A 24,208-nucleotide genomic window follows, 5' to 3' on the forward strand; every position below is an offset into this window, starting at 1 on the left:
TTATCTTTAGTTTCAGTTTCTACTCAGAAGGTGGTCTTTTGGGTCAGTAATGTTATTGGCAGGCTCAGGAGGCAGCATCCAGATAGCAGTCGTACTCTTCAGAGCTTTTATAGTCCCAGTATACTTCCAATACGGTTGGCCCACTCAGATAAGCCGGAATAGGGGTATATACGATCAGGCCATCTTTAAAAATACGCTTGCCTGTCTTTGCAAGGCGCATAGCCCGCCATAGCAGCCTGTCATTTATTTCCTGGGCTACCGGGCGCTTACTGCTTACGTAAGGGCTCCCTTCGTCAAATTTAAAAATGGTTGTATACATAATCCTACTAAGCTAAAGTACGAGAGGCCTGATTCAAGATTATAGATATAAGTTAAGATTTTATATTGTACGAAACAACTAAAAATTAGCTTATTATGTAGCCTAAAGTTGATTGGACTGAATGGATAACACCTGCAAATACCTGAGGCTCTACTAAGCTTTGTTCATAGAAAAAGAACGTAATGGCAATAGTGGAATAGAGTCGGTTGCAAAACAATACGTTCTCCTTATTGCGTATGTACTAAAACTATATGATCGTTTTGTAAACTAAAGCTCAAAAACAATAGATGGAGAATCTAAAAGACAAAGTTGCGTTGGTAACCGGCGCTGGCAAAGGCATAGGAAAGGCAGTAGCTATTGCGCTGGCTAAGGAAGGTGTGCATGTGGGATTGATAGCCCGAACAGAGAAAGATGTAAAAGCGGTTGCCGACGAAATTACTGGTTTGGGGGTAAAAGCCGCATTTGCCACAGCCGATGTGAGCAACAGGGAAGAAGTGGAGGCAGCTGTAGCCAAAGTACAGGATACTTTAGGGGCGGTTGATATCCTCATAAACAACGCTGGTACAGCTACTTTTGGTAAGTTCCTGGAGCTGAAGCCTGAGGTATGGGAACAGCAGGTTAAGGTGAACGTATTTGGTGTGTATTATACTACCCGTGCTGTGTTGCCGCAAATGATTGAGCGAAAAACCGGAGACATTGTCAATATTTCGTCAACGGCAGGCAAGTCAGGTAGCCCGGTAACCAGTGCCTACAGTGCTTCTAAATTTGCTGTATTTGGTTTGTCGGAGAGCCTGATGCAGGAAGTGCGCAAGCATAATATCCGGGTAACGGCTCTGGCTCCTAGCACGGTTGTAACTGACCTTGCAAATAGTGCTAATCTTATCACCGGCGATCCTGAACGCGTGATGCATCCGGAAGACTTTGCAGAACTTATTATCGCACAGCTGAAGCTGAACAGAAGAGTCTTTGTTAAAGAAGCCAGTATCTTTTCAACAAACCCATAGTTGGTATATTACCGGGGTGTTATGTCAACTATGGTTCCCGAAGGATAGCTGAGCCAGACAAAAGCAAGCCCTGCAGCTGGGGCAGACAAGGAAGCACTCAGGATGATTGAACTTTTAAGGTGTTATTCCGGTAAGCGGGGAAGTAATACCCTGCCTGTGCGGTATACTTTGCCTATCAGGCTTTGTGGCGACAGGTAAAAGAAGAAGCTGGGAAAAACATTAAGGAAACGCAATAACTTTAACTATAATAGAATGGATAACCACCAGGAAAAGAATGAAAACAAAAAGAACATCAGTAATTACACGAGGTTCTTTTTGATGTTACTTGGGTCCTTTATTGCCATGTACATAACAATGTATTTTAACACGTACGCAATCGACCATGTATATTTCAGTCTAACACGTTTTTATATGGCTTGTTTAGGTATTGCCGCAATGGCAGTTATAATGCTGTCATTTATGCAAAATATGTACAAGAACAAGAAGAAAAACATTGCCATTGTAGTGGGCAGCTTTGTATTGTTTATTGGTGCTTTAACTTTAGTAAGAACACAAACACCAATTGGTGATGTGTTATACATGAAAGCAATGATTCCTCACCATTCCATAGCTATTCTTACAAGTAAGAGGGCAGACATAGAAGACCCTCAAGTAAGGAAGTTAGCCGATGAAATAATAAAGGCGCAAGAAGAGGAAATCGCAAAAATGAAAGCCTATATTAATAGATTGGAGTCAGAATAATAATTACGTCAGGCGCACAAATTTTAGTAGACAGGAGTGCCGGTAGATTACCTTGTTCTTATTACAGTGCGATAGTTGGTGTAGTGGTAAATCTAAAGTTATTGCAGCCATAAGCTGTAACGGTAGAAAAGGGGCTGCCATCAAGTCTGCTACTGCTTTTATACCCTATCCTGTTCTATAATCCTGATCAATGAAAACTTATAAAGCAAAGAGAAAGGGGTTCGTTCTTTATTTGTTATTAGGAGGCCTGATTTTCCTTTTTGTGGTTTTCACCCTTGAAAGAGCCACGTATTCGGAAGCGCCACTCGCTTTATTGCCATTAATCTTATTGCCTGCACTGGTGCCAGTTGCCCTTCTTACCTGGATATACTTTGACACTTACTACCAAATTGAAAATGGTAAGCTGAAATACAAGTCAGCCTTTTTGAAAGGTACAATAGAAATAAGCGCAATCAACAAAGTTATAGTCGGAAAAACCATGTGGACTGGGATCAAACCAGCCCTTGCTAAGAATGGGTTGATAATTAAGTATAACCGATATGATGAGGTCTATATAGCTCCGGAAAGCAATAGTGAGGTCATACAGGATCTGCTAGCTGTTAATAAAAACATTGAAGTAATTGCGAACAGCTAAGAAGGGTAAAGCCCGTAAGGGCAAGCCAAGCTGTGCACACCTCATACAAGAGAAAACAAGCAAAGATATAATGTAGCAGGTAAGATCAGTTATGTGGAGTACCAATACCATCTGGTTTGAGATCGCAATAGTGAGTATTGTGTTCTTATGCGGCCATATTTTTTTAGGTCACTTTGAAGAAAGAAGCCCTAAATGGAGGAAACTTCTTAAATACCTTATCTCAGTCACTCTTATTGTAACCATTTCCATCGTTTTTGGACGGGTGTATGCTCTGGTGATTCTGGGGTTGTCTTTTATTCCTGTCTTTTATATTCATGCTGTTCATCTTCCCCGGAAAGGAATTAATGGTTGGACAGGTGAGCCAAAATCCAAATATTATGAATATCGGAAATGGGATAAAGACATCTTTAACAACAGTGGCTTTGAAGCAGGAAAAAAGAGTACCAATCTTTAACATCTCCCGGACGAGTTGCCAGAGTTATGTCATAACTGAAGAGGAGCTTTTTAGTACCTAAAATATGAAGGAAGGAAAAGCTTTATGTGCTACACTATCTTTTGAAAATCTTCCTATCAATTTTTACAACAATAAAGACTATACTTCCTGCTGCAACAGAGATTAGCAGGTCCTGGGCTGATAAGGGTACCAGTCTGAAGAAGCTTTCCAAGCCAGGCATGTAGATGACAACAAGCTGAAGCAGAACAGCAGAGACCACAACAATCACCATCAACGGGTTGGTTTTGATGGCAAAAGGGGAGTGGCTGGAAGAGCGCAGTGCAAGGGCCTGGAAAACCTGTGCGAATCCCACGGTTGCGAAGATCATCGTCTGCCAGGTAAGGTCCCCGGGATCTGAGGGGTTGTAGTAGTACACCGCAAGGCCGAGCGAAATTGCCGCAATGGTTGCGCCCACGATCCCCATCTGGTAAAAGTCTTTTTTCTCCAGCGCTCCTTTCTCCGGATTTCTTGGGGGCCTTCTCATGGTGTCTTCCTCCGCTGGTTCTGTACCCAGGCCTAGCCCAAGTAAGCCATCTGTAAGCAGGTTCAGCCACAGCAGCTGCAGGGGCTGAAGTGCAATCACCATTCCGAACAAAGGCGCAACAAGCATGATCAGCACCTTGCCAATGTTACCTGCAAGAGAGAATTTGATAAACCTTAGCAGGTTATCAAATATGACCCTGCCTTCCTCCACCGCAGCAACAATGGTTGTAAAGTTATCATCCAGCAACACCATGTCTGCCGCTTCCTTGGCCACGTCTGTACCGGTTATGCCCATAGCTACTCCAATGTCAGCTTTCCGCAGGGCCGGGGCATCGTTCACTCCGTCACCGGTCATGGCCACTACCTCTCCCTGCCTCTGTAGTGCGCTTATTATTTTAAGCTTGTCCTCGGGGGATACACGGGCATACACAGAGGTTGTTCTAGCTAAGGTCATAAGTTCTTCCTCATCTCCTTTTTGCAGCATCTCTCCTGAAACAGCGTTATACTGGTCAGTAAAATGCAGCTCCCGACCTATGGCTGCAGCCGTCAGGGGGTGGTCACCGGTAATCATGATCGGGCGTATACCTGCCAGCTTGCAGTTTTCAACCGCAGCCTTGACCTCTTGCCGTGGCGGGTCTATCATTCCTGCAAGGCCAACGAAAACCAGCTCCTGCTCTGCGTCCGTATCACTGCTCGGTGCTTCCATGCTGCGGAAAGCAAGCCCCAGCACCCTCATGCCATTTTGGGCCAGTTTTGAGTTTGCCTGCAGTATGCGTTCCCTCCATTCATCATCCAGCGGCACCTGGTTGTTCTTAACCCACACAAACTCACAGGCATTCAAAAGTGAGTCTGGGGCGCCTTTTGAGCAAAGCAGAAAAGGGCTGTTCCGGAGCTTTTGTAAGTAAGCAGGCAAAGCACCTTCCACTTTGTGGATGGTTGACATCCTTTTCCTGGTGCTGTCAAAGGGTACCTCATTTACCCTTGGCAGGGTCTCGTACAGGTGCTCTTTATCTATTCCTCTTTTAGCTCCGGCAATAAGCAAGGCGGCCTCCGTGGGATCTCCGATAACTTTAGAGGGAGAATCGCTGGTGTGGTAGTGTGTGGCGTCATTGCACAGCACCGAAACGGCAAGAGCAAAATCAAGATCATCTTCAGACCTGCTTTGGCTCTCCAACATTCCGGAAGATATTTCTACTACCCGATCAGGCAGGTCCACCACTGTCACGGTCATTTTATTTTGGGTGAGCGTACCCGTTTTGTCTGAGCAGATAACGGTTACGGAGCCAAGCGTCTCCACTGCCGGGAGTTTTCTTATCAGCGCGTTTCGCTTCAACATTCTCTGGCCGCCCAGCGCCAGTGTGATGGTCACCACCGCAGGGAGTCCCTCGGGCACAACGGCTACAGCCACACTTACAGCTGTTAGGAACATGTCTGCGGCAGTCTCCCCTAAAAGTATACCCACACCGAATATAAGAGCCGCTGCTACTGCACCAAAAACCGCCAGCATCTTACCGAGCTTGTCGAGCCTTTCCTGCAGCGGGGTCTTGCCTGTTTCAACGGACCCGATCATATCCGCAATTTTTCCCAGTTCGGTGTTCATTCCTGTAGAGACAGTAATTCCGACCCCTCTTCCATAGGTTACCACCGTTCCCATGTAGGCCATGTTTATTCTGTCGCCTAAAGGAATGTCGCCTTTAGAGATAGGGGCAGATTCTTTGTCTATAGGTTCCGATTCTCCCGTTAGGGCTGCCTCCTGTATTTTTAGGTTGAAGGACTCCATCACCCGAAGGTCTGCAGGAATCACATTGCCAGCCTCTAGCTCTACTATGTCTCCGGGCACAAGATCAGTTGCGGATACTTCCATTACTTTACCGCCCCTTCTCACCCGCACTTTAGGTACCACCATCCGGTTCAGTGCGGCCATGGCACGATCAGCGCGGTATTCTTGGATAAACCCCAGAAAGCCGAAAAGAAGCACGATGGCCAGTATAGCCACAGCTTCTGTTGTTTTGCCAAGGAACAGGGAGAGCAGCGCAGCAACGATCAGGATGACCACCATGGTTTCGGTAAACTGCTGAAGCAGCATTTTCAGCGGACTTTTCCGCCTCTTTTCCTCCAGCTTGTTAGGCCCAACCTCCCTCAGAATAGCTTCCGCTTTAGCTTCAGACAGACCTGAAGATGATGTGCCTAATTCAGATAGAATTTCCTCTTTCGTACTGGAGTGCCAAGTGTTCATGATGGTAGTTTTGTTGCTAATATAGACTGCAGTTTCTGACTAAGCAATTATACTACAGCCATATAGTCTTATAAAACCTAAAAAGTTTTGTTACCTGCATAGTAAAAGAGTGAAACGGATGCAGTTGAGAAGCAGTTAATGTTCTCTTTAGCTTTGGGTGGTGGCTTTTACAGAAGGGTATGTGCAAAAAAAAAGCCTTACCGGATGGTAAGGCTTTTTTGTGATCTATAGCTTAAAACTAAGCGCGTTTTACGTTTACTGCGTTTAGTCCTTTACGTCCTTCCTGCAGGTCAAAGCTAACTTCGTCGTTTTCCCTGATCTCATCTACAAGGCCAGAGGCATGCACGAAGTATTCCTGATCTGAATTTGTTTCTTTGATGAACCCGAACCCTTTCAGGTCATTAAAGAATTTTACTGTTCCGTTATTCATATTGTGTTTTTTATTATACACCTACTACATACGCAGCGGTATATTTGTTCATTATTTTTTACAATATACTGTAAATATTTTACAAAACCTTCTTCTTCTCCTTAATCAAGGCCTTTTTCTAAAATCATATTTTATAGTTACCTCTGGCTTTTGCCTACTGCAGCACGCAAAAGCTGGTGGCCTTGAATAACTTTTACTTTGTGAACCTGAACAACATATGAGGCTTGTTAGCTTTATGAAAAGTATTGTTGTACAACCAGTACTGAAGTACAGTAACTTTTCTTTTGCTTCTATCCCACCACCTAAGGTAAAATTAAAAGGAGAAGGGGTGTCAGAAGTTTCATTTTGCTTTCTTTTCCTAATGGATTTAGTGGCTTTAGAAGAGTACATAAAAGCAGGGCTATGGTTTACTCCTTGTACTACTTGATAAGCTATGATTAATTCCTATATTAGCTAAATAATATACTATGATCATGGAGGCTATTGAAGAAAAGGGTGGAAGAGGTAAAAAGTGTCTGAAAGCAGGCTCAAACACCCTCATATATAGTGCAGATAACCGTATGTTCATACATATCGGCTAGTTGTGTGTAATTAAAAAATATAAATAAACATAATAATTAAACTATGAAAATTTACAATCTATTTTCCTCATTTCTTTTCCTCCTAATATTTGTAAGCTGTGATATTGAGGAAGTCGAGCCGGTTGATTCTTACACTAATGGCTATATTAATGTAACTATAGAAAACAATCGAAAGTCTTTTGCTTTTCAACCTGTAAAAGATTGCTACCCAAATGCGAAAATTGATAAAGAAGCTTATAACATATATAAACTTATCGGAGATTTCCCTCAACTAACACTTTCCAGATCAGAAAAAAATTTATTAGAAGAACAACAGTCTTATGGAGATTTTATTCACATTTCATTTGGTGGATTTGATATAGAAAATTTACCTGTTCCATATCATGTTAAATACGACATGAACAACCCTCAAAGGTATGTCCAAGTCCAGTTTAACACTTTTAGAAATTATAAATATATAAACTACGTTGGTCTTACCAGATTTGAACAAAAAGATATCGAGGTAATTATTACTTCAATCAACAAGGAGGAGCGTCGCATCAAAGGAACTTTTAGCGGTAAAGCCATTGGTACCGAAACAGAGGAAGTCATTGAGCTTAAAGCAGGAATCTTTGATATAAAATATAATCAATAACTACCCTAAGGTCTTGGTCGCAACTTTAAATTTCATCAAATCTCCTTTGTCATTTTTTAATAATTGAAAAAAATAACAACACACAACATTGTATAAAAAACATGCTACGGCCGACGGCCTAGCACGTTTTTTATACTAGTCCGTTGGGTTCAATTAAAATATGAAAGACAAGCATGAGATAGAACATTCCTTTTTCAATAAGTTGAAGGAGTTGTATTCTATTCTACCAGATGGAGATATAAGCTCACCTGAACCCCCTGATTTTATGATCAATACAGGTAGAGAAATCATAGCGGTAGAAGTAACTCAAATCCATAATGAGAAGGGACCGAATGAAAAATTCCCACCGGCACAAAAGCATGCTACAGAAGACGAAATATTAGAAGCTGCTCAACACCTTTTTACGATTGCAAAAGGAATTCCACTCCATATTAGTTTTCACTTTGAGAATAATCTAATATTAAATAAAAAGCGAAAAACGACCCTTGCTAATCAAGTATGTCGATTAATTGAATTGGAAATGGACGGGAGAACATTTGATGAACATTTTTCATTTTCAATTAAAGAAAATCTTCCACATGAACTAGTTCATGTGAGTGGACACTACTTTCATCAAATATCAGATGTATGCTGGTACTCTGCAAAAGGAAGATTTGTGCCTGATTTATCAAAAAGACAAGTATTAAATGTCATCAGGGATAAGGAGAAAAAGATGACAGGTTATATAGACAAGGTTGATAAAGCAATACTTGTCTTGGCAGAAGGGCTAATTCCGAATTCTTGGTTTGATGGTGTCGAGCAGTTTGAACAAGATGAGTTGGTAAGCAAATTTGATAAGATATTTCTCATTAGGTACTTATCAAATACATTAATTGAACTTAAATAAATAACTGTACCCAACAAAAGCTAAAACACACTTCGGCGTGCTTTAGCCAAGCACGCTGGAATAACGAAGAAACAATTAAACAGTCTTAGCTAAACGACCAGTGAAAAGAAACCTTCTATTCTTAGCCATCTTCATAGCAATGATTTCCTGTAACAACCAAAATAAACCAACAATGGACACAAAAAATGTGGATTTAGTAAATCGGTACTTTGAGCACTTCAACAACCACGAGTGGGAGAAGATGGCAGAAATGTATACAGAAACGGCAGAGTTCAAAGACCCATCACTCGGACAAGGAATCGTAACACAGACACGTGAACAGATTGTCAAAAAGTACAGTGAGTTAAACGAGGTATTTCCTGACATAAACGACAAAGTCATTCAGGTATACCCTTCAGGAGAGAAGCACGTCATTGTGGAATTTGTATCGAGCGGAACAGCACCAGACGGCTCTGAATTTGAACTTCCAATCTGCACCATCTTCACAATTGAAAATGGTAAAATCATTAAGGACTTTACCTATTATGACAACTTTGAAGAATAAAGAAAGCCAGCACACAACATGGTTCATAGTTTAGGCTGCGGCTACGCCTACGCCTTGCCCATACTATGCACGAACACATTGTACCAAACTAAAGCAACACAGTCAGTTATTACACAAAGCAGCAGCCAACTTTGTTACCAAACATTTATTCATGCTAAAACCCTAAAATGAAAGCAACCTTAAAAGCTTTACTTACAGTCTTCCTATTCAAAGTGTCAATCATTTCTTTACAAGCTCAAGATTGTAATTGTACCGATGCATTTGATGCAACTGTGGATACTTATGAAAAAAACTATTCCCTATTCATCTACAAAGTCACAGACAAGAACAGAGACTTATACAATGCACACAAGCGTGTTGTTCAAAATAAGGCTGGACAGGTGTCTGATTTAAGCGATTGTAAAGCTGTTCTGGAACAGTACCTGTCTTTCTTCAGAGATGGACATACCTACATCTTAAATTCAGGCAAAAAAACTTTTCACGATGAAAAAATTAAAATCTCTGAGAAACAGTTTAAGAAAGCCTATAGAAAAAACAACTACGGCTTAAATCAGATCTTCGGTATTTGGGATAATGGCAGCTATACAGTTGCCATCGTTCCGAGCCCGTCAGGAAGCAAGCGCGAAAGAGATTATGTTGGTATTGTTCTGAACAGCACGAACCCGGACTGGAAGCAAACGGATGTCAAGTTTGAATTAAATTCAAAAGCAGGCGCTTCCTACCAGGTAAACTTTATGATGGGAGATCATTCCATCAAAAAAACCACAGGTAAGCTGGTTGGCAAATCGCTGCTTGAAATGGATGATCTGGGCGATTGGCACAAGGTATGGCCTGAAGTAGAGAAACAGCAACCGAAGGACGAGATACAGGCAAAATACAAACAGTTTCACCTGTCGTATATCGATGATATCCCCTATCTGAGACTTCCGGACTTTTACTCAGTTGAACGATCTTATGTGGACAGCCTGATGAAATCGCATCATGAACGCATTATGAAGTCGGATTTTATGATAATAGATCTCAGGGGTAATGATGGCGGAGAAGACGGGACCTATTTTCCTGTGCTGCCTTATGTTTTAAGCGGCCCTATTGAATTGCCAATACATGGTTTCTGGCTTAGCGAGTATAATACACAAATGCTTATAGGAGCACTGGCAGCCAACAGAGGTTTGAGTGTGGAAGAATATGCCAGGCAACGAAAGGAAGAGTACGATGGTTTTATAGCCAATAAGGGCACTGCTTATTTCCAGCATGCCGGTAATTCCTGGACCTTTAATGCAGACACACTTTACAGCGGGCCGAAAAAAATTGCGATTCTTACGGATAGGGAAACGGCAAGCTCTGGGGAGACTTTTGTTTATCGCGTCAACCAAAGCGACAAAGTCGTTGTGTATGGCCAGAATACCGCAGGAGTAGTAGATGGTTTCAACGGCATACCCAAAGATATTGGCTGTTTTGAAGTTGTATTTCCATCCTCTTATCGAGCAAAAGACATCAAAGAAAACCCCATTGATCCTTATGGTATAGCTCCGGATGTTTATGTGAATGAAAAAGTGGACGTGTTAAACTATGCCATCAAGCACATGAAGAAACTGCTTAATAGCGAGAGTGTTAACTAATAAAAAGCCAGCTGCTAACTACACCTTTGCGGTAGCTGCGCCACCGCAAGGCCAAATCCGTTGACAAAAAATACAAATAAGCAATAAGCTAAAACAGAAAAATGAAAAGGCCTTTACTACTATTATTATTAATTTTTACCACTCATTCCCAAATTTTTGCTCAAGCAGACTCACTCCGAACTTACGTTACCGAAGCTCTTGATATAATGAAAGCTCGTTCGGTTAACAAGAACAAAGTCGACTGGGACAATTTATATCTCAAATCATTAGCAAAGACTGACACAGCAAGTAGTACAGAAAGCACATATCCCATAATTCTTGATGCTCTTAAGCAACTTAAAGACAACCATTCCGGCTTCTATCCACCAGAACTTATAGAAGCATACAAATTAGGTTACCGAGCTATGGGTATGGAGTTTCCGACACCTGAATATAAAATGCTTGAGGGGAAATACGCATACATTCTTATCCCTCCATTTGCAGCTATCAATTTGGAAGAGCAGAGAGAGTACTCAGCATCTATTCAAGCAGCTATTACGCAACTGGACAAGCAAAATCCAGAAGGCTGGATAATTGACCTGCGCAGTAACGATGGGGGGATGTCGTCTCCTATGTTGGCAGGGATTGGTCCTTTTATTGAAAAAGAAAAAGCTGTTGGATGGAAAGACGCTGACGGGAAAAATGGCTACTGGATCTATAAAAAAGGGAAGGTTTATGAAAATGATGATCTTGTATTTGATATGAAAATACAGCCTTACAAAATCAAAAACAAAAGAAAGCCTATGGCAGTTTTAGTTGGAAAAAATACCAGCAGCGCTGGCGAAGTACTATCCGCTGCTTTTGTAGGAAGACGAAATACTAAATTAATAGGCACGAATACCGCTGGACTGACATCTAATAATAATGAGCACGAATTGTCAGACGGAGCATATCTTGTCCTAACTGAGGGCAACTATATAGACAGGAATAACAAAGAATACAATAAAATTGGTGAAGGCATTGCACCAGACATCAGATTGGAAAACCTAATAGAGAAAAAGCCAGAAAATAATAGTACGATTTATATAGAAAAGGCAAAAGAGTTCCTGAACTTAAGAAACAAGTAAAAAGTACAACAAAATATAAAGCATACCAAGTCGTGCCTTGGCCAGAAATGTCCGGGACAAACAAAAAATTACATTAACAAAACTGATAAAGTGCCTGATCCCACTTTTTTTCCTACTGACTGTTGGCTATCTGGTGCAGTGGTTAGCCAAAGCTCCATACGACAGGTGGATCCTCCCTTTAGTGTAAACACAAAAGTATAGGACGCAAGACAAGTTAAATGTTGGGGTAGAACTAGAGCAACACACTGGATTGAAGTTGATAAGCTTTCGGAATAAAAGAAGCCGCTCCATTTTATATGAAGCGGCTTCTTTTATTCCATCCCATTAAGCTCAGGGAGGATTTATAGTGTGAAATTTCCTCGTATTGTTTACTGCCCGTTAGTTTCCAACCACTTTCTTGCATTCACAAAAGCCTCCATCCACGGAGAAACTTCATCCTGGCGGCCTTTCGGGTAGTTCGCCCACTGCCATTGTAAAAGCGAGCGTTCAATGTGCGGCATCATCACCAAATGGCGACCTGTCTCATCGCAGATCATGGCGGTGTTATAGTCAGAGCCGTTGGGGCAAGCCGGATAGCCATCGTAAGCGTACTTCGAAACGATCTGGTACTGATCCTCGGTATGTGGCAAGCTAAAGCGACCTTCCCCATGTGACACCCAAACACCCAGTGTGCTTCCGACCAGGCTGGAGAGCATTACGGATTTGTTTTCCTGGATAGTAAGAGACGTAAAGATACTTTCGTGTTTCTGACTCACATTATGCAGCATTCTCGCTTTTTGATCATGCCCCATGGTGATAAGCCCTAACTCCACGAACAGCTGACAACCATTGCAAATACCTACCGATAAGGTGTCCTCACGGTTAAAGAAGTTCTCAAGGGCTGTTTTTGCTTTCTCGTTATACATGAATGCTCCTGCCCAGCCTTTGGCCGAACCAAGTACATCTGAGTTAGAAAAGCCTCCTACAGCACCAATGAACTGAATATCTTCCAGCGTTTCTCTTCCAGAGATCAGGTCCGTCATGTGCACGTCTTTCACATCGAAACCTGCCAGGTACATGGCGTTGGCCATTTCACGCTCAGAATTGCTTCCTTTCTCGCGAATGATGGCGGCCTTTATTCTTGGCTTTGAGTTATCGATAGCCGGCTTTTTACCGTCAAACCCTTCCGGGAATTTATACTTTAACTCCTGCTTTTTGTAGTTGTCGAAGCGTTCTTTTGCACTTACAGGGCCACTTTGTTTAATGTCCAGCAGGTACGAAGTTTTGAACCAGGTATCTCTAAGTTCAGCAATGTCAAAGTTATAAGAATCAGATCCGTTTTTTAACTGAAGCGTAGCAGAAGAGGTGCTGGTACCTATCTTGTGGAACGGAACATTGTTAGACTTCAAAGTTTCTTCCACGTCGGCTGCTGCCTGGAATACTACGCCTATATTTTCAGCAAACAATACTTTGATGCTGTCTGTTTCGCCCAGAGCTGTCAGGTCTATGTTTGCGCCCAGGTTATTGTCAGCAAAACACATCTCCAGCAGGGTGGTGATTAAACCGCCACTGCCAATATCATGACCTGCTTCAATCTTGCCTTCTTTAATGAGCTGTTGCAGCGTGTTAAAGACGTTCTTAAACATAGCGGCATCGGTAATATCAGGCGTTTCATTTCCTATTTTATTTACTACCTGTGCAAAAGAGGAGCCACCTAATTTATAGGTATCGTTTGACAGGTTGATGTAGTATATGTTACCTCCATCGCGCTGCAATACAGGCTCTACCACCTGCCGCACATTGCTGCAGTTACCTGCGGCGGAAATAATTACCGTTCCAGGTGCTATTACCTCCTCGTCTTTATACTTCTGCTTCATCGACAGAGAGTCTTTACCTGTCGGGATATTGATGCCCAGGGCAATAGCAAACTCAGAACAAGCTTCTACTGCTTTGTATAAACGCGCGTCTTCTCCTTTGTTTTTAGAAGCCCACATCCAGTTGGCAGAAAGCGAAACGCTCTTCAAACCATCTTTAAGAGGAGCCCAAACGATATTTGACAAGGCCTCGCCAATGGCATTACGGCTACCTGCTGCCGGATCAATCAAGGCTGAAACAGGGGCGTGACCTACTGAAGTGGCAACACCTTCTTTGCCCTGAAAGTCAAGCGCCATTACACCGCAATTGTTCAGCGGCAATTGCAACGGACCAGCACACTGCTGTTTCGCCACTCGGCCACCTACGCAACGGTCTACTTTATTTGTAAGCCAGTCTTTACAGGCTACGGCTTCTAGTTGCAACAGCTGCTCCAGGTAAGTATGAAACTTACTGTTATCATAAGTTACCGGCTGGTAATCCCGGGTAACAGTCTTATCGTTCATTACTACTTTAGGTGAGCTGCCGAACATATCGCTTAGTTCCAGGTCCATTGGCTTTGCACCCGTAGAGGCTGACTCAAATGTAAAACGATGATCTCCGGTAACGTCACCAACGGTATACATTGGCGCACGCTCGCGGTTCGCTATTTTTTGCAGGGTTTCAACATCATCTTCACCTATCACCAAACCCATTCGCTCCTGCGATTCGTTGCCTATAATTTCTTTGGCAGATAGGGTAGGGTCACCAACAGGTAATTTGTCCAGATCAATTTTACCGCCTGTTTCTTCCACCAATTCCGAAAGGCAGTTTAAGTGGCCGCCGGCACCGTGGTCGTGGATAGAAACAATGGCATTATGCTCACTCTCCACCATACCACGGATGGCATTAGCAGCGCGTTTCTGCATCTCCGGGTTAGAGCGTTGGATAGCGTTCAACTCAATGCCTGTTCCATGCTCACCTGTGTCGGCAGAAGATACTGCTGCACCACCCATACCTATGCGGTAGTTCTCTCCGCCAAGTATAACAATCTTATCACCGGTTTTCGGATGCTGTTTCTGTGCCTGGCTTGCCTTCCCGTAGCCAACGCCACCGGCCAGCATGATCACTTTGTCGTAGCCCAGTTTTCTTGGCGCCTCAACTGCATCCGCTTTTTCATCGTGCTCGAACGTTAAAACTGATCCAGTGATCAAAGGCTGTCCGAATTTGTTTCCGAAGTCAGTAGCTCCGTTAGACGCTTTAATCAGGATATCCATTGGCGTCTGGTATAGCCAGTTTCTTTCCTGCGTTGCCTTTTCCCATGGGCGGTCTTTTTCCAGGCGCGACAAAGCCGTCATATAAACAGCTGTGCCGGCAAGCGGCAGTGCTCCCTGTCCGCCGGCCAGCCTGTCTCTTATCTCACCACCCGAACCCGTGGCTGCCCCATTAAATGGTTCTACCGTGGTTGGGAAGTTATGCGTTTCTGCTTTGATGGAAATAACGGATTCAAAGTCGCTTATCTGGTAAAAGTCAGGTATATCGGCACGTCTTGGCGCAAACTGCTGCACTACCGGCCCTTTCACAAAGGCCACGTTGTCTTTGTAGGCCGAAACAATATCGTTCGGGTTGGCTTCAGATGTCTTGCGGATCAGTTTGAACAGCGACACTGGTTTCTCTTCGCCATCAATTACAAATTTGCCATTGAAGATCTTGTGGCGGCAGTGCTCTGAGTTAACCTGCGAGAATCCGAATACTTCTGAGTCGGTGAGCGGTCTGCCTACTCTATCGGAAAGCTGGTTTAAATACTCAACTTCTTCCTCACTAAGCGACAATCCTTCCTGCTTGTTGTAAGCGGCAATATCCGTCACCGGTTGCACAGGCTCCGGCTGAATATGGATGTTATAGATATCCTGATCAAGACCCTTATACTTTTGAGAAAGCATCGGATCAAAATCGGTAAAATCTTCTGTTACTATCTTAAACTCTTCTATTCGTATAATCCCCTCAATGCCCATGTTCTGGGTAATTTCCACGGCATTGGTACTCCATGGAGTTATCATGGCAGCACGGGGGCCAACAAAAAAGCCACTCAGCACAGTTTCCTGCTTTAGAGTGGCGTTGCCGAATAACCATTCAAGTTTCTGAATGTCTGTAGGGGTTAGTTTTCCCTCGCTTTGTAGGGCGTAAACTATATCAGGCTGGCTAAAAAAGAAATGGATCATGATTATCTGTTTTCAGGCCACAAAGTTACCGTTTAAATTTAAAAAAGTGGCTATATGTGCTTCAAGTATCAAGACTTTCTCCTTGTCTTGTACTCAAATATAACTACAAAACTATCTGGTAAAACGAGGGAGCACTGTGGCAAAAATGCTGCGTAAGGTCTGCCCCGTCAGTTTGGGAGTTTTCTCACTTTGCCATCTAACAAACCAAACGGCAAAAAAAGTCCTGAGAGGAGTTACTTGAATAGAGAGTTAAAAATAATAGGTAGTGGTGAGGGGCACACTTTTTCTTATCCTTCTCCTATTTTAAGGTTTAGTAGGAGATGACATTTTCTATCTGAACTTAAAAGAAAGATTCTGATTTCAGCAGGAGGTGCCTAGGCTGGGGTGAATATATGGTTTTAATAAGTATACCAGTAAACAATCTTATTTTATATTAGTATAAAAACATACTCCTTTAATATAAAAATTATAATAAAAATTTTAACTAAAGGAGGCTGTTAAACAGATGCTCCTTTACAATAGAGCAAAACAAGAAGGCTTTTTCTACTTGTTCTATATCTCTGCTTCACCTTTATCAAAGAATTCCTGGAGGTAAGGATGTCTCTGCCTCTCTCTTAATACTCCTTTTACAAGTTTACCATTACCAGTGCTTTACAAGATAATCAGCCATTCTTAGCCTTGGCTCCATTATCAGGTTCTACGCATACCTTATTATTAACAATAAACAAGTTAATAAAATATTGAAAACCTAAACTTAATTATATGAAAAAGAATGCTTTACTACTCGTAGTAGTGTTATTGGGGCTGAGCACTTCGGCTGCATTTGCCAAAATCTGGCGCGTAAACAACAACAACGGCGTAACCGCCGATTTTAAGACCCTGCAGGAAGCTCATGATGGTGCTGCCTCTGGCGATACCATACACTTGGAAGGGTCTGCTACAAGTTATAGTAACCTAACAAGTACTAAAAAGCTGGTAGTAATTGGTCCGGGCTATTACCTTGATCAAAACCCAAATACACAGGCGCATTCTATATCTGCTCAAGTGGGTGCCATAACTTATAATAGTGGCTCTGAGGGTTCTGAAATTATGGGGCTAGATGTGAGTTCTGTAACTATTTTTTCCAATAATATTACCATCAAGCGAAACAAGTTTATTACAAGCATAAATGGTGAAATTACTGATTGGGCCACAGGTGTAATTCTTTTATACTACCAATCCAATAATACCTCAATTCCTGTCTCGAATATATTAATATCTCAGAATTACGGAGTAAGAATCCAGAGTAGCTATGCCTCTACAGGTGTTCTAATTACAAATAATCATATAGCTACAAATGCATTCGAAGGTGAAGCTTCTAACGGGGATGCTCTTACACTCTCTTCTGGCACAGTAGCTTTAATTCAGAACAACATCTTCCGGAGAGGTAAAGTAACTGCCTATAACAGTACCCTTACAAATAATATAATGTTTACTGGTACGATGGAAGGTACAGGTAACATGATGTCCAACAACATAGGCAACAGCACGCAGTTCGGGACTGCAAACGGAAATCAGTCTAATGTGGATATGAGCACTGTGTTTGTAGGACCAGGCGCTGGTATTTCAACAGACGGGCAGTGGAAGCTAGCTGTAGGCTCTCCCGCACTTGGTGCTGGTTACGGCAGTACCACCACAAATCCTGTTGATGCCGGCATGTACAGCAACCAAACGCCTTATGTGCTCTCTGGCATTCCGCCTGTGCCTGCTATTTACTTCCTGGAGGCCCAGCCTGTAGGTAGCAGTACCGACCCAATCGATGTCACGGTTAAAGTAAAGTCAAACAACTAAGTATCAGGTATTCGCCTGCTGCTATTGGTGCAGAAGCCAGTGGCGCATTTTAACTGTACCTGTACCGATTTCAGGTTTAGCCCCTGATTGGTAACAGGCTTGGTTTGTTGTGCCTGTTTCTGCTGCTCATACTGCATAAAAGCGTTCATTTTACTTTGATAGAAACATCTTATGACAAATTATATAAGAAGATCCTCAGTGCTGCTGGGGCTGCTCACGTGGCTGGCCCTCTGCTACCACGGTTCGGTGGTGCAGGCACAGGATATCATAAAACTGGAGTATTATATCGACGATGACCCCGGCTTTGGAAATGGACAGAGCATAGCCATCATACCCGGTGTGGACATTACCAAAACCTTTCCAGTGGACATTGCTTCACAACCGGCTGGCTTCCATAACCTGTATGTTCGTGCGCTGGTAAAGCAGCACCAGGTAACAGAAGGCGATGCAACGGCAACAAAAGGGGGGTGGTCGATTACCGCTGTGCGAACCTTTTACAAGGAAAGCTTCAACGGAACACCTACACTTTCCAACATTGTAAAAGGGGAGTTTTTTATTGATAATGATCCGGGGTTTGGCCAAGGAACAAACATCACTTTGTCTCCAGGTCCGGACCTTAATAATTTAGCTTTCTCGTTCGACATCACGCAATTACCAATAGGTTTCCATAACCTGTATGTCCGTTTTAAAGATGCGAATAAGAACTGGGGTAAAACGTCGGTACGCACCTTTTACAAGGAGAACCTCAGCAACAATACTGCCTCTACTGCTAACATTGTAAAAGGAGAGTACTTTATTGATTCGGACCCGGGGTTTGGTAACGGTACAAACATTGCTATCACGCCGGGTGCAAATCTTTCAAACCTTGCCTTTACAGCAGATATAAGTAACGTGCCGGCTGGCTTTCACCAACTGTATACCCGCTTTAAGGATGCCAACGGCAACTGGGGGCAAACTACCGTACGCTCCATCTATAAAGAAGTGTTCTCCGCAAAAGACCCGCTGCCTAACCTGGTAAAGGCAGAGTATTTTGTAGACACCGATCCTGGTTATGGTAAGGGGAAAAATATTCCCGTTTCTCCTAATACAGAGCTAAGTAACCTGAATTTCGCGCTGGATATGGCCGACGTTTCCATTGGCAACCATAAGCTGTATGTGCGGGTGCTGGATGCCAAAGGAAGTTGGAGTTTGGTTAATGTCAGTGGTTTTGAGGTGGAGTCGCCTCAGGAGCTTTATGTATTGGTTGGCACTATTACCGATCAGCTTTGTGCAGGCGAGTCAGTTGAGGTGCCGTATACTGTTAACGCACCGTTTGGGTCGAACAACGTGTTCACCGCCGAACTATCCGATGCAGCAGGAAATTTTACTAACCCTGTAGCGATTGGGAGCCTTACAAGCAGTGTTGCAGGTACCATAAACGCGACTATTCCTGAAACTGCCGCTGCAGGTACTGGTTACCGTATTCGGGTGGTGGCAAACTCTCCAACCCATACCAGTACACCAAATTCAACAAATCTAACCATTAAACGACTAGCCGTACTATCCGGTATTTCCGGTGCTCAGTCTACCTGTACAGGTCTGCAAGATTACAGTGTGTCATCTGAAACCGGGGTAACTTATGCCTGGAACCTATCCGGAGGTGGCACCCTTACATCCCTGGGTAATACGGCCTCTGTCACCTGGACCACGGCGGGCACACACACTATCACCGTCACGCCGACAAACAGTTGCGGTGAGGGGGATGTAAGAACGTTGTATGTAACTGTTTATGATAAGGCTCCTTCACTAACGCCTGTTATTACCGCCAGTGGCCGCTGGATGTATGCTTCCGCAGCTCCACTTGGGTCTGGTGTGTCAGAATACCAATGGTACCTGAACGGAGCCATAATTGTCTCTGCTAATAGTTCCTCGTTTTATGCCACTGAAAACGGTAACTATACGGTCAGGTATAAGAATTCTTGTGGTGTCGGTCCTGAGTCGAATGTAATCAGCTACTCTGGCAGCAAGCTTAACCAGACGATAACTTTTGAACAACTACAGGATAAGACGTATGGTGATGCTCCGTTCACGCTAAGTGCCACCGCCAGTTCCGGTCTTCCGGTAAGCTTTAACGTTATGAGCGGGCCTGCTACCATAGCAGGCAACACTTTGACCATAACCGGAGCGGGAACAGTCATAGTCAGAGCCTCTCAGGCAGGAGACGAAAACTACAACGCTGCTACGCCTGTAGATAACTCTTTTATGGTTAATCCATTGCCTGCAACTGTAGCGTTGAGCAACCTGAGCCAGACTTATAACGGGCAGCCACGCCCAATTACTGTTACGACGGCACCTACAGGACTATCAACAAGTGTTACATATGGTGGCAGCTCCACAGTACCGGTAAATGCAGGTTCTTATGCCGTAGTAGCTACCATTACTGATCCTAACTACACTGGCTCCAGCACAGGAACTCTGGTTGTAGACAAGGCATCACAAAGTATTACGCTAGAGTCTGTGGTTACCAAAACCTATGGAGATGCACCATTCCAGGTATTGGCTTCTGCCTCTTCCGGTTTGCCGGTGGGCCTGAGTATAAGCGCTGTGCCTGAGGGTATCGCCTCTATTTCAGGTAACACCATTACCATCCTTGGTGCCGGTACAGTAACCGTAACTGCTAAGCAGGCAGGCGATGCGAATTATTTAGCTGCGGCTGATGTCTCCACCACCTTTACAGTGAACAAAGCTGACCAGACCATCAACTTTGCAGCGCTGCAGGACAAGACTTATGGCGATCCTCCTTTCACGCTCAGTGCCACAGCATCTTCAGGCCTGACTGTAGGTTTCAGCGTTGTGTCTGGGCCGGCTACTATCTCTGGTAATGCGTTGACCATGACAGGCACGGGTACTGTGGTCGTTAGAGCTTCGCAGCCTGGAGACGAAAACCATAATGCGGCGACGCCTGTAGAAAGGTCCTTTCAGGTTACCTCTCCGGATAAGGTGGCTCAGTCCATAACCTTTGCAGCCATTACCGACAAAACCTACGGGGACGCACCGTTTGAATTGTCTGCTACCGCTTCTTCTGGTCTGCCGGTAAGCTTTAGAGTAGTAACAGGACAGGCTAGTATCTCTGGCAGAATCCTCACCATACTTGGGGCAGGTGCCGTAACGGTGGAGGCTACGCAGGCAGGCGACAATACTTACGATGCCGCTGCTCCTGTTTCGCGAAGCTTTACAGTAGAAAAGGCTACGCCAACCATTACATGGGCTAACCCAGCTGATATTAGCTACGGCACAGCACTTTCTGCTACACAGCTGAATGCCACGGCCTCTGTGCCAGGTAGCTTCGCTTATAGCCCAGCTGCAGGAACAGTCTTAAACGCTGGGTCAGACCAGCTGCTGAGTGTAATATTCACACCCCAACAGCCAGAGAACTACAACAATGCTAGTGCTAATGTTAGAATCATAGTAAATCCGGCACCTATGGCATTCCAGCTGGAGGGGCTTGAGCAGGTATACAATGGGCAGCCAAGAATTGTAACGGTTAGCACCACTCCAGCCAATGTGCCTTACAACCTTACTTATGGTGGTACCGCAGAAGCTCCGGTGAATGCGGGTACTTATGCAGTAGCTGTTTCGGCTATTGATCCAAACTATGTCGGTTCCGCCACAGGTACGCTTACAGTAGACAAGGCACAGCAGACATTGACATTAGCTACGATCGAAGACAAAACCTACGGTGACCCACCATTTGCGCTTTCTGCGGAGGCATCTTCAGGTCTTGAAGTTAAGTTCAGAGTGATCAGCGGTCCAGCCACAATAAACGGGACAATGCTCTCCATGACAGGTGCTGGTCGGGTAGAGGTGGAATATTACCAGGAGGGAAATGCAAACTACAAACCTGCAAGTGCTACCTTTGGCTTCAACGTGCTCCAGGCAAGCCAGTCTATCACGTTCAACGCTTTGCCGAATAAAACCTATGGCGATGCTCCCTTTGAGTTGGTTGCCACTGCCTCATCAGACTTACCTGTAGCGTTTAGTGTTGTATCCGGACCTGCCACCATCAGTGGAAACATGCTGACCATGACGGGACCGGGAACAGTAGTTGTCAGAGCATTGCAGGGCGGTAACGAGAATTACCTGGCAGCCGAGTCGGTTGATCGTTCTTTTGTGGTGAACTCGCCTGATAAGCAAACGCAGATAATCAGCTTTGTAGCTATCGCCGACAAGACCTACGGAAACGCTCCGTTTCAACTTTCTGCCTCGGCCTCATCTGGTCTGGAGGTTAACTTCAGGGTAGTGTCTGGTCCGGCCAGTGTGTCAGGCAATATGCTTACCATACTTGGTGCAGGCAGTGTGACAGTGGAGGCTATGCAGGCAGGAAATGAGACCTATCATCAGGCCACTGCAGCGCAAACCTTCACAGTGTTTAAAGCGACGCCTGGTGTCACCTGGAATAGACCAGCAAACATTGCCGAGGGCACAGCACTCTCTTCTTTACAGCTAAATGCCACCGCTACTGTACCGGGAGCTTTTACATATAGCCCAGCGACAGGTACCGTACTGGCAGCAGGTAACAACAGAGAGTTGTCTGTAGACTTTGTGCCGCAGGATGCTGCCAACTACAACAGTGTGTTCGGGACTAAAGCTTACATTACGGTGAATGGGGCTCCTGTGCTGACAGTTACCGGCGAAACAACAGTAAAGGAGCATGAACAACTTACACTGCTGAGTTCGGCCACCGACGTAAACGGAGATGTCGTAACCTTTAACCTGGTTGGTGAAGTGCCGCAGGGCATGAGCATCAATGCAGGAACGGGTACCGTAACCTGGACACCAACTGAGGCACAGGGACCAGACAGCTACAGTATTACGGTGAGAGCCACAGACAACAATACTCCTGTGCTGTATGCCGAGCAGACGCTCAACTTGACAGTTGAGGAAGTAAATGCGGCTCCGCTACTTGCAGGCGTTCCTGCTGCAGTTACCGTAGATGAGCTAGCTGCTTATACCTTCACGGCTACTTTCTCTGATGAGGATCTACCGGCAAATAAGCTGACGCTGTCTTTAGCAGGGGCACCCCAGGGGGCAACTTTAAACCAGCAGGGTGTATTTGCCTGGACACCGACAGAAGCACAAGGACCAGGTGAGTATATTTTCAAAGTGCGGTTAACAGACGATGGTAACCCTGTTCTGTCAGCTGAGCAGGAAATCACGATCAATGTTAATGAGGTAAACCAACTGCCTGTGCTAGCTACAATTCCTGCTCAGTTCTTCACGAGTGGTGATTTGGTAAGCTTTACAGCTACAGCCTCTGATGCAGACCTGCCAGCACAACGGCTCACTTACTCCCTGGAGCCTATTGCAGGTGAAAACTATCCGCAGGGTGCTATGATCAATTCCGCGACCGGTGCCTTTGAATGGAGTTCGGTGGGACATGCCTATGCCGAATATAAGTTTAAGGTTCGTGCAGCAGATCCCTACGGTGCATCAGCCGAGCAGCTGGTGAGCATGACGGTTCGCTCAGGCAACCAGGCACCTGTACTTGCCACTATCGGAGATAAAACAGTAATTGCAGGAAATGCTCTTGCCTTTATCATTGTCGCGACAGATGATGGTTTACCTGCAGGTACTCTTACTTATAGCGCTGTAGGTTTACCGCGTGGTGCCACACTTGATGCTGCCTCAGGAACCTTCTTCTGGAGTACGACAGGTGGACAAGTGGGAACTTATACCATCACCTTGAGCGTGTCTGACGGTAGCTTGTCTGCAAGTGAAACCATCAAGGTAAATGTGGTGAAGAAAACAGCAGGTGTATCACCTCAGATAAAGTACTTTACACCTTCTTCTGGCACTGTGGGTACAGAGGTTACTATAGTTGGTAAAAACTTAGTTGATGTACACAATGTCCGTTTTAATGGTGCCATGGCATCTTTTAGAGAGGTAGATGCCAGCACAATCGTTGCTGTAGTGCCACATAATGCCACCACTGGTAAAATCACTGTTAACACTATGAATGGTATTGTAAGCAGCAAGCAGGACTTTACGTTGCTAACTTCAGAAATCGCGGGCTCCGAGCCGGTAGATCTACAGGAAACAAAGGAGTTAAAGGCTACTTCTGTTGAAACCTTGTTTGCTTCAGAATCTGAGAAAAGAGGTAATCTTTATGTATATCCTAACCCTTTTGTAGATTTAGCTACAGTTAGCTTTACAACTGAACAAGGAGGAGACTACACTGTATTACTGTATGATTCGAATGGTAAACTAGTCAGACTCCTTGGTGAGGGAACTGCTAAACCTGGTGTGGTCAATAAGGTAGAAGTCAATGGGGAAGGGCTAAGTAAAGGACTCTACATTATAAGGTTGAAAACCGTCGAGGGCAGTAAAAGTATGAAACTTATATTGAACAGGTAACTTAGCTACCGGTTTAATAAAAAGAAGAGTACAAATAAGGCAAGGCCACTTTATCAGACTGATAGAGTGGCCTTGCCTTTTTTTACCCAAGACGGAGTTGCCTGGCCTCAACCACAAGGCTGGCCACTATCGTAAGGTGACTGGTGGAGGTTGTAGGCTATGCCTGACACACAGGTTCTCGGATGTTACATCATAATTATGTAATTCATAACCCAAATTTTGT

General features: G+C 44.2%; 16 protein-coding genes. 11 read left to right on the plus strand and 5 right to left on the minus strand.

Annotated features, from left to right (window positions below; genetic code table 11):
* Positions 1-64: 64 nt before the first annotated feature.
* Positions 65-319, minus strand: a complete 255-nt coding sequence (locus tag ACFSRY_RS15200; RefSeq protein ID WP_377509504.1) for a hypothetical protein — start codon at positions 317-319, stop codon at positions 65-67.
* Between the two features lie 287 nt (positions 320-606).
* Between ACFSRY_RS15200 and ACFSRY_RS15205 the strand changes: the two genes are divergently transcribed.
* The 4 genes from ACFSRY_RS15205 to ACFSRY_RS15220 all read left to right on the plus strand — a co-directional run bounded on the left by ACFSRY_RS15205 (position 607) and on the right by ACFSRY_RS15220 (position 3,152).
* On the plus strand, positions 607-1,323 hold the full coding sequence (locus ACFSRY_RS15205) for a 3-ketoacyl-ACP reductase (RefSeq protein ID WP_377509507.1): 717 nt from the start codon (positions 607-609) through the stop codon (positions 1,321-1,323).
* Positions 1,324-1,575: 252 nt separating this feature from the next.
* Positions 1,576-2,064 (plus strand): DUF305 domain-containing protein, encoded by a 489-nt coding sequence (locus ACFSRY_RS15210; protein WP_377509509.1) that lies wholly within the window; start codon positions 1,576-1,578, stop codon positions 2,062-2,064.
* 190 nt (positions 2,065-2,254) lie between these two features.
* Positions 2,255-2,698 (plus strand): PH domain-containing protein, encoded by a 444-nt coding sequence (locus tag ACFSRY_RS15215; RefSeq protein ID WP_377509511.1) that lies wholly within the window; start codon positions 2,255-2,257, stop codon positions 2,696-2,698.
* A 91-nt stretch (positions 2,699-2,789) separates the two neighbouring features.
* Positions 2,790-3,152, plus strand: a complete 363-nt coding sequence (locus tag ACFSRY_RS15220) for a hypothetical protein (RefSeq protein ID WP_377509514.1) — start codon at positions 2,790-2,792, stop codon at positions 3,150-3,152.
* 94 nt (positions 3,153-3,246) lie between these two features.
* On the opposite strand, the gene ACFSRY_RS15225 is transcribed toward ACFSRY_RS15220, so the two are convergent.
* Positions 3,247-5,910 (minus strand): cation-translocating P-type ATPase, encoded by a 2,664-nt coding sequence (locus tag ACFSRY_RS15225; RefSeq protein WP_377509517.1) that lies wholly within the window; start codon positions 5,908-5,910, stop codon positions 3,247-3,249.
* A 238-nt stretch (positions 5,911-6,148) separates the two neighbouring features.
* Positions 6,149-6,340, minus strand: coding sequence for a cold-shock protein (locus tag ACFSRY_RS15230; RefSeq protein ID WP_337070799.1), 192 nt, complete (start codon positions 6,338-6,340; stop codon positions 6,149-6,151).
* A gap of 624 nt (positions 6,341-6,964) precedes the next feature.
* On the opposite strand from ACFSRY_RS15230, the gene ACFSRY_RS15235 reads away from it, so the two are divergent.
* From ACFSRY_RS15235 to ACFSRY_RS15255, 5 genes are all read left to right on the plus strand, one after another.
* The gene (locus ACFSRY_RS15235) at positions 6,965-7,555 is read left to right on the plus strand and encodes a hypothetical protein (RefSeq protein ID WP_377509521.1); all 591 of its coding nucleotides are present in this window, start codon (positions 6,965-6,967) and stop codon (positions 7,553-7,555) included.
* Positions 7,556-7,715: 160 nt separating this feature from the next.
* A complete protein-coding gene (locus ACFSRY_RS15240; protein ID WP_377509524.1) occupies positions 7,716-8,441 on the plus strand; it encodes a hypothetical protein in 726 nt (241 codons plus the stop codon).
* 187 nt (positions 8,442-8,628) lie between these two features.
* The gene (locus tag ACFSRY_RS15245; protein ID WP_377509527.1) at positions 8,629-8,985 is read left to right on the plus strand and encodes a nuclear transport factor 2 family protein; all 357 of its coding nucleotides are present in this window, start codon (positions 8,629-8,631) and stop codon (positions 8,983-8,985) included.
* A 167-nt stretch (positions 8,986-9,152) separates the two neighbouring features.
* On the plus strand, positions 9,153-10,604 hold the full coding sequence (locus tag ACFSRY_RS15250) for a S41 family peptidase (RefSeq protein WP_377509530.1): 1,452 nt from the start codon (positions 9,153-9,155) through the stop codon (positions 10,602-10,604).
* Between the two features lie 101 nt (positions 10,605-10,705).
* Positions 10,706-11,710: a S41 family peptidase gene (locus tag ACFSRY_RS15255; RefSeq protein ID WP_377509533.1), complete on the plus strand. Its 1,005-nt coding sequence runs from the start codon at positions 10,706-10,708 to the stop codon at positions 11,708-11,710.
* Between the two features lie 368 nt (positions 11,711-12,078).
* Here the strand turns inward: ACFSRY_RS15255 and purL are convergent, their stop codons facing one another.
* Entirely contained in the window at positions 12,079-15,762 is a 3,684-nt protein-coding gene (gene purL / locus ACFSRY_RS15260; RefSeq protein ID WP_377509536.1) for a phosphoribosylformylglycinamidine synthase, read from the minus strand.
* A gap of 762 nt (positions 15,763-16,524) precedes the next feature.
* On the opposite strand from purL, the gene ACFSRY_RS15265 reads away from it, so the two are divergent.
* The gene (locus tag ACFSRY_RS15265) at positions 16,525-17,592 is read left to right on the plus strand and encodes a hypothetical protein (protein WP_377509539.1); all 1,068 of its coding nucleotides are present in this window, start codon (positions 16,525-16,527) and stop codon (positions 17,590-17,592) included.
* Here the strand turns inward: ACFSRY_RS15265 and ACFSRY_RS15270 are convergent.
* Positions 17,589-17,741, minus strand: a complete 153-nt coding sequence (locus ACFSRY_RS15270; RefSeq protein ID WP_377509543.1) for a hypothetical protein — start codon at positions 17,739-17,741, stop codon at positions 17,589-17,591. The two genes, ACFSRY_RS15265 and ACFSRY_RS15270, sit on opposite strands and share 4 nt — an antisense overlap.
* Positions 17,742-17,763: 22 nt before the next feature.
* Between ACFSRY_RS15270 and ACFSRY_RS15275 the strand changes: the two genes are divergently transcribed.
* Positions 17,764-23,985 (plus strand): MBG domain-containing protein, encoded by a 6,222-nt coding sequence (locus ACFSRY_RS15275; protein ID WP_377509546.1) that lies wholly within the window; start codon positions 17,764-17,766, stop codon positions 23,983-23,985.
* The last annotated feature ends 223 nt before the right edge of the window (positions 23,986-24,208 follow it).

This window comes from Pontibacter locisalis (genome assembly GCF_042684605.1).
In the GTDB taxonomy this organism is placed as follows: Bacteria; Bacteroidota; Bacteroidia; order Cytophagales; family Hymenobacteraceae; genus Pontibacter; species Pontibacter locisalis.

Coding starts and splice junctions, on each gene's coding strand:
- ACFSRY_RS15230 (WP_337070799.1), bottom strand. CDS start 6,340: ATGAATAACGGAACAGTAAAATTCTTTAATGACCTGAAAGGGTTCGGG.
- ACFSRY_RS15210 (WP_377509509.1), top strand. CDS start 1,576: ATGGATAACCACCAGGAAAAGAATGAAAACAAAAAGAACATCAGTAAT.
- ACFSRY_RS15200 (WP_377509504.1), bottom strand. CDS start 319: ATGTATACAACCATTTTTAAATTTGACGAAGGGAGCCCTTACGTAAGC.
- ACFSRY_RS15275 (WP_377509546.1), top strand. CDS start 17,764: ATGACAAATTATATAAGAAGATCCTCAGTGCTGCTGGGGCTGCTCACG.
- ACFSRY_RS15205 (WP_377509507.1), top strand. CDS start 607: ATGGAGAATCTAAAAGACAAAGTTGCGTTGGTAACCGGCGCTGGCAAA.
- ACFSRY_RS15225 (WP_377509517.1), bottom strand. CDS start 5,910: ATGAACACTTGGCACTCCAGTACGAAAGAGGAAATTCTATCTGAATTA.
- ACFSRY_RS15255 (WP_377509533.1), top strand. CDS start 10,706: ATGAAAAGGCCTTTACTACTATTATTATTAATTTTTACCACTCATTCC.
- ACFSRY_RS15265 (WP_377509539.1), top strand. CDS start 16,525: ATGAAAAAGAATGCTTTACTACTCGTAGTAGTGTTATTGGGGCTGAGC.
- ACFSRY_RS15220 (WP_377509514.1), top strand. CDS start 2,790: ATGTGGAGTACCAATACCATCTGGTTTGAGATCGCAATAGTGAGTATT.
- ACFSRY_RS15215 (WP_377509511.1), top strand. CDS start 2,255: ATGAAAACTTATAAAGCAAAGAGAAAGGGGTTCGTTCTTTATTTGTTA.
- ACFSRY_RS15250 (WP_377509530.1), top strand. CDS start 9,153: ATGAAAGCAACCTTAAAAGCTTTACTTACAGTCTTCCTATTCAAAGTG.
- purL (WP_377509536.1), bottom strand. CDS start 15,762: ATGATCCATTTCTTTTTTAGCCAGCCTGATATAGTTTACGCCCTACAA.
- ACFSRY_RS15235 (WP_377509521.1), top strand. CDS start 6,965: ATGAAAATTTACAATCTATTTTCCTCATTTCTTTTCCTCCTAATATTT.
- ACFSRY_RS15240 (WP_377509524.1), top strand. CDS start 7,716: ATGAAAGACAAGCATGAGATAGAACATTCCTTTTTCAATAAGTTGAAG.
- ACFSRY_RS15270 (WP_377509543.1), bottom strand. CDS start 17,741: ATGAACGCTTTTATGCAGTATGAGCAGCAGAAACAGGCACAACAAACC.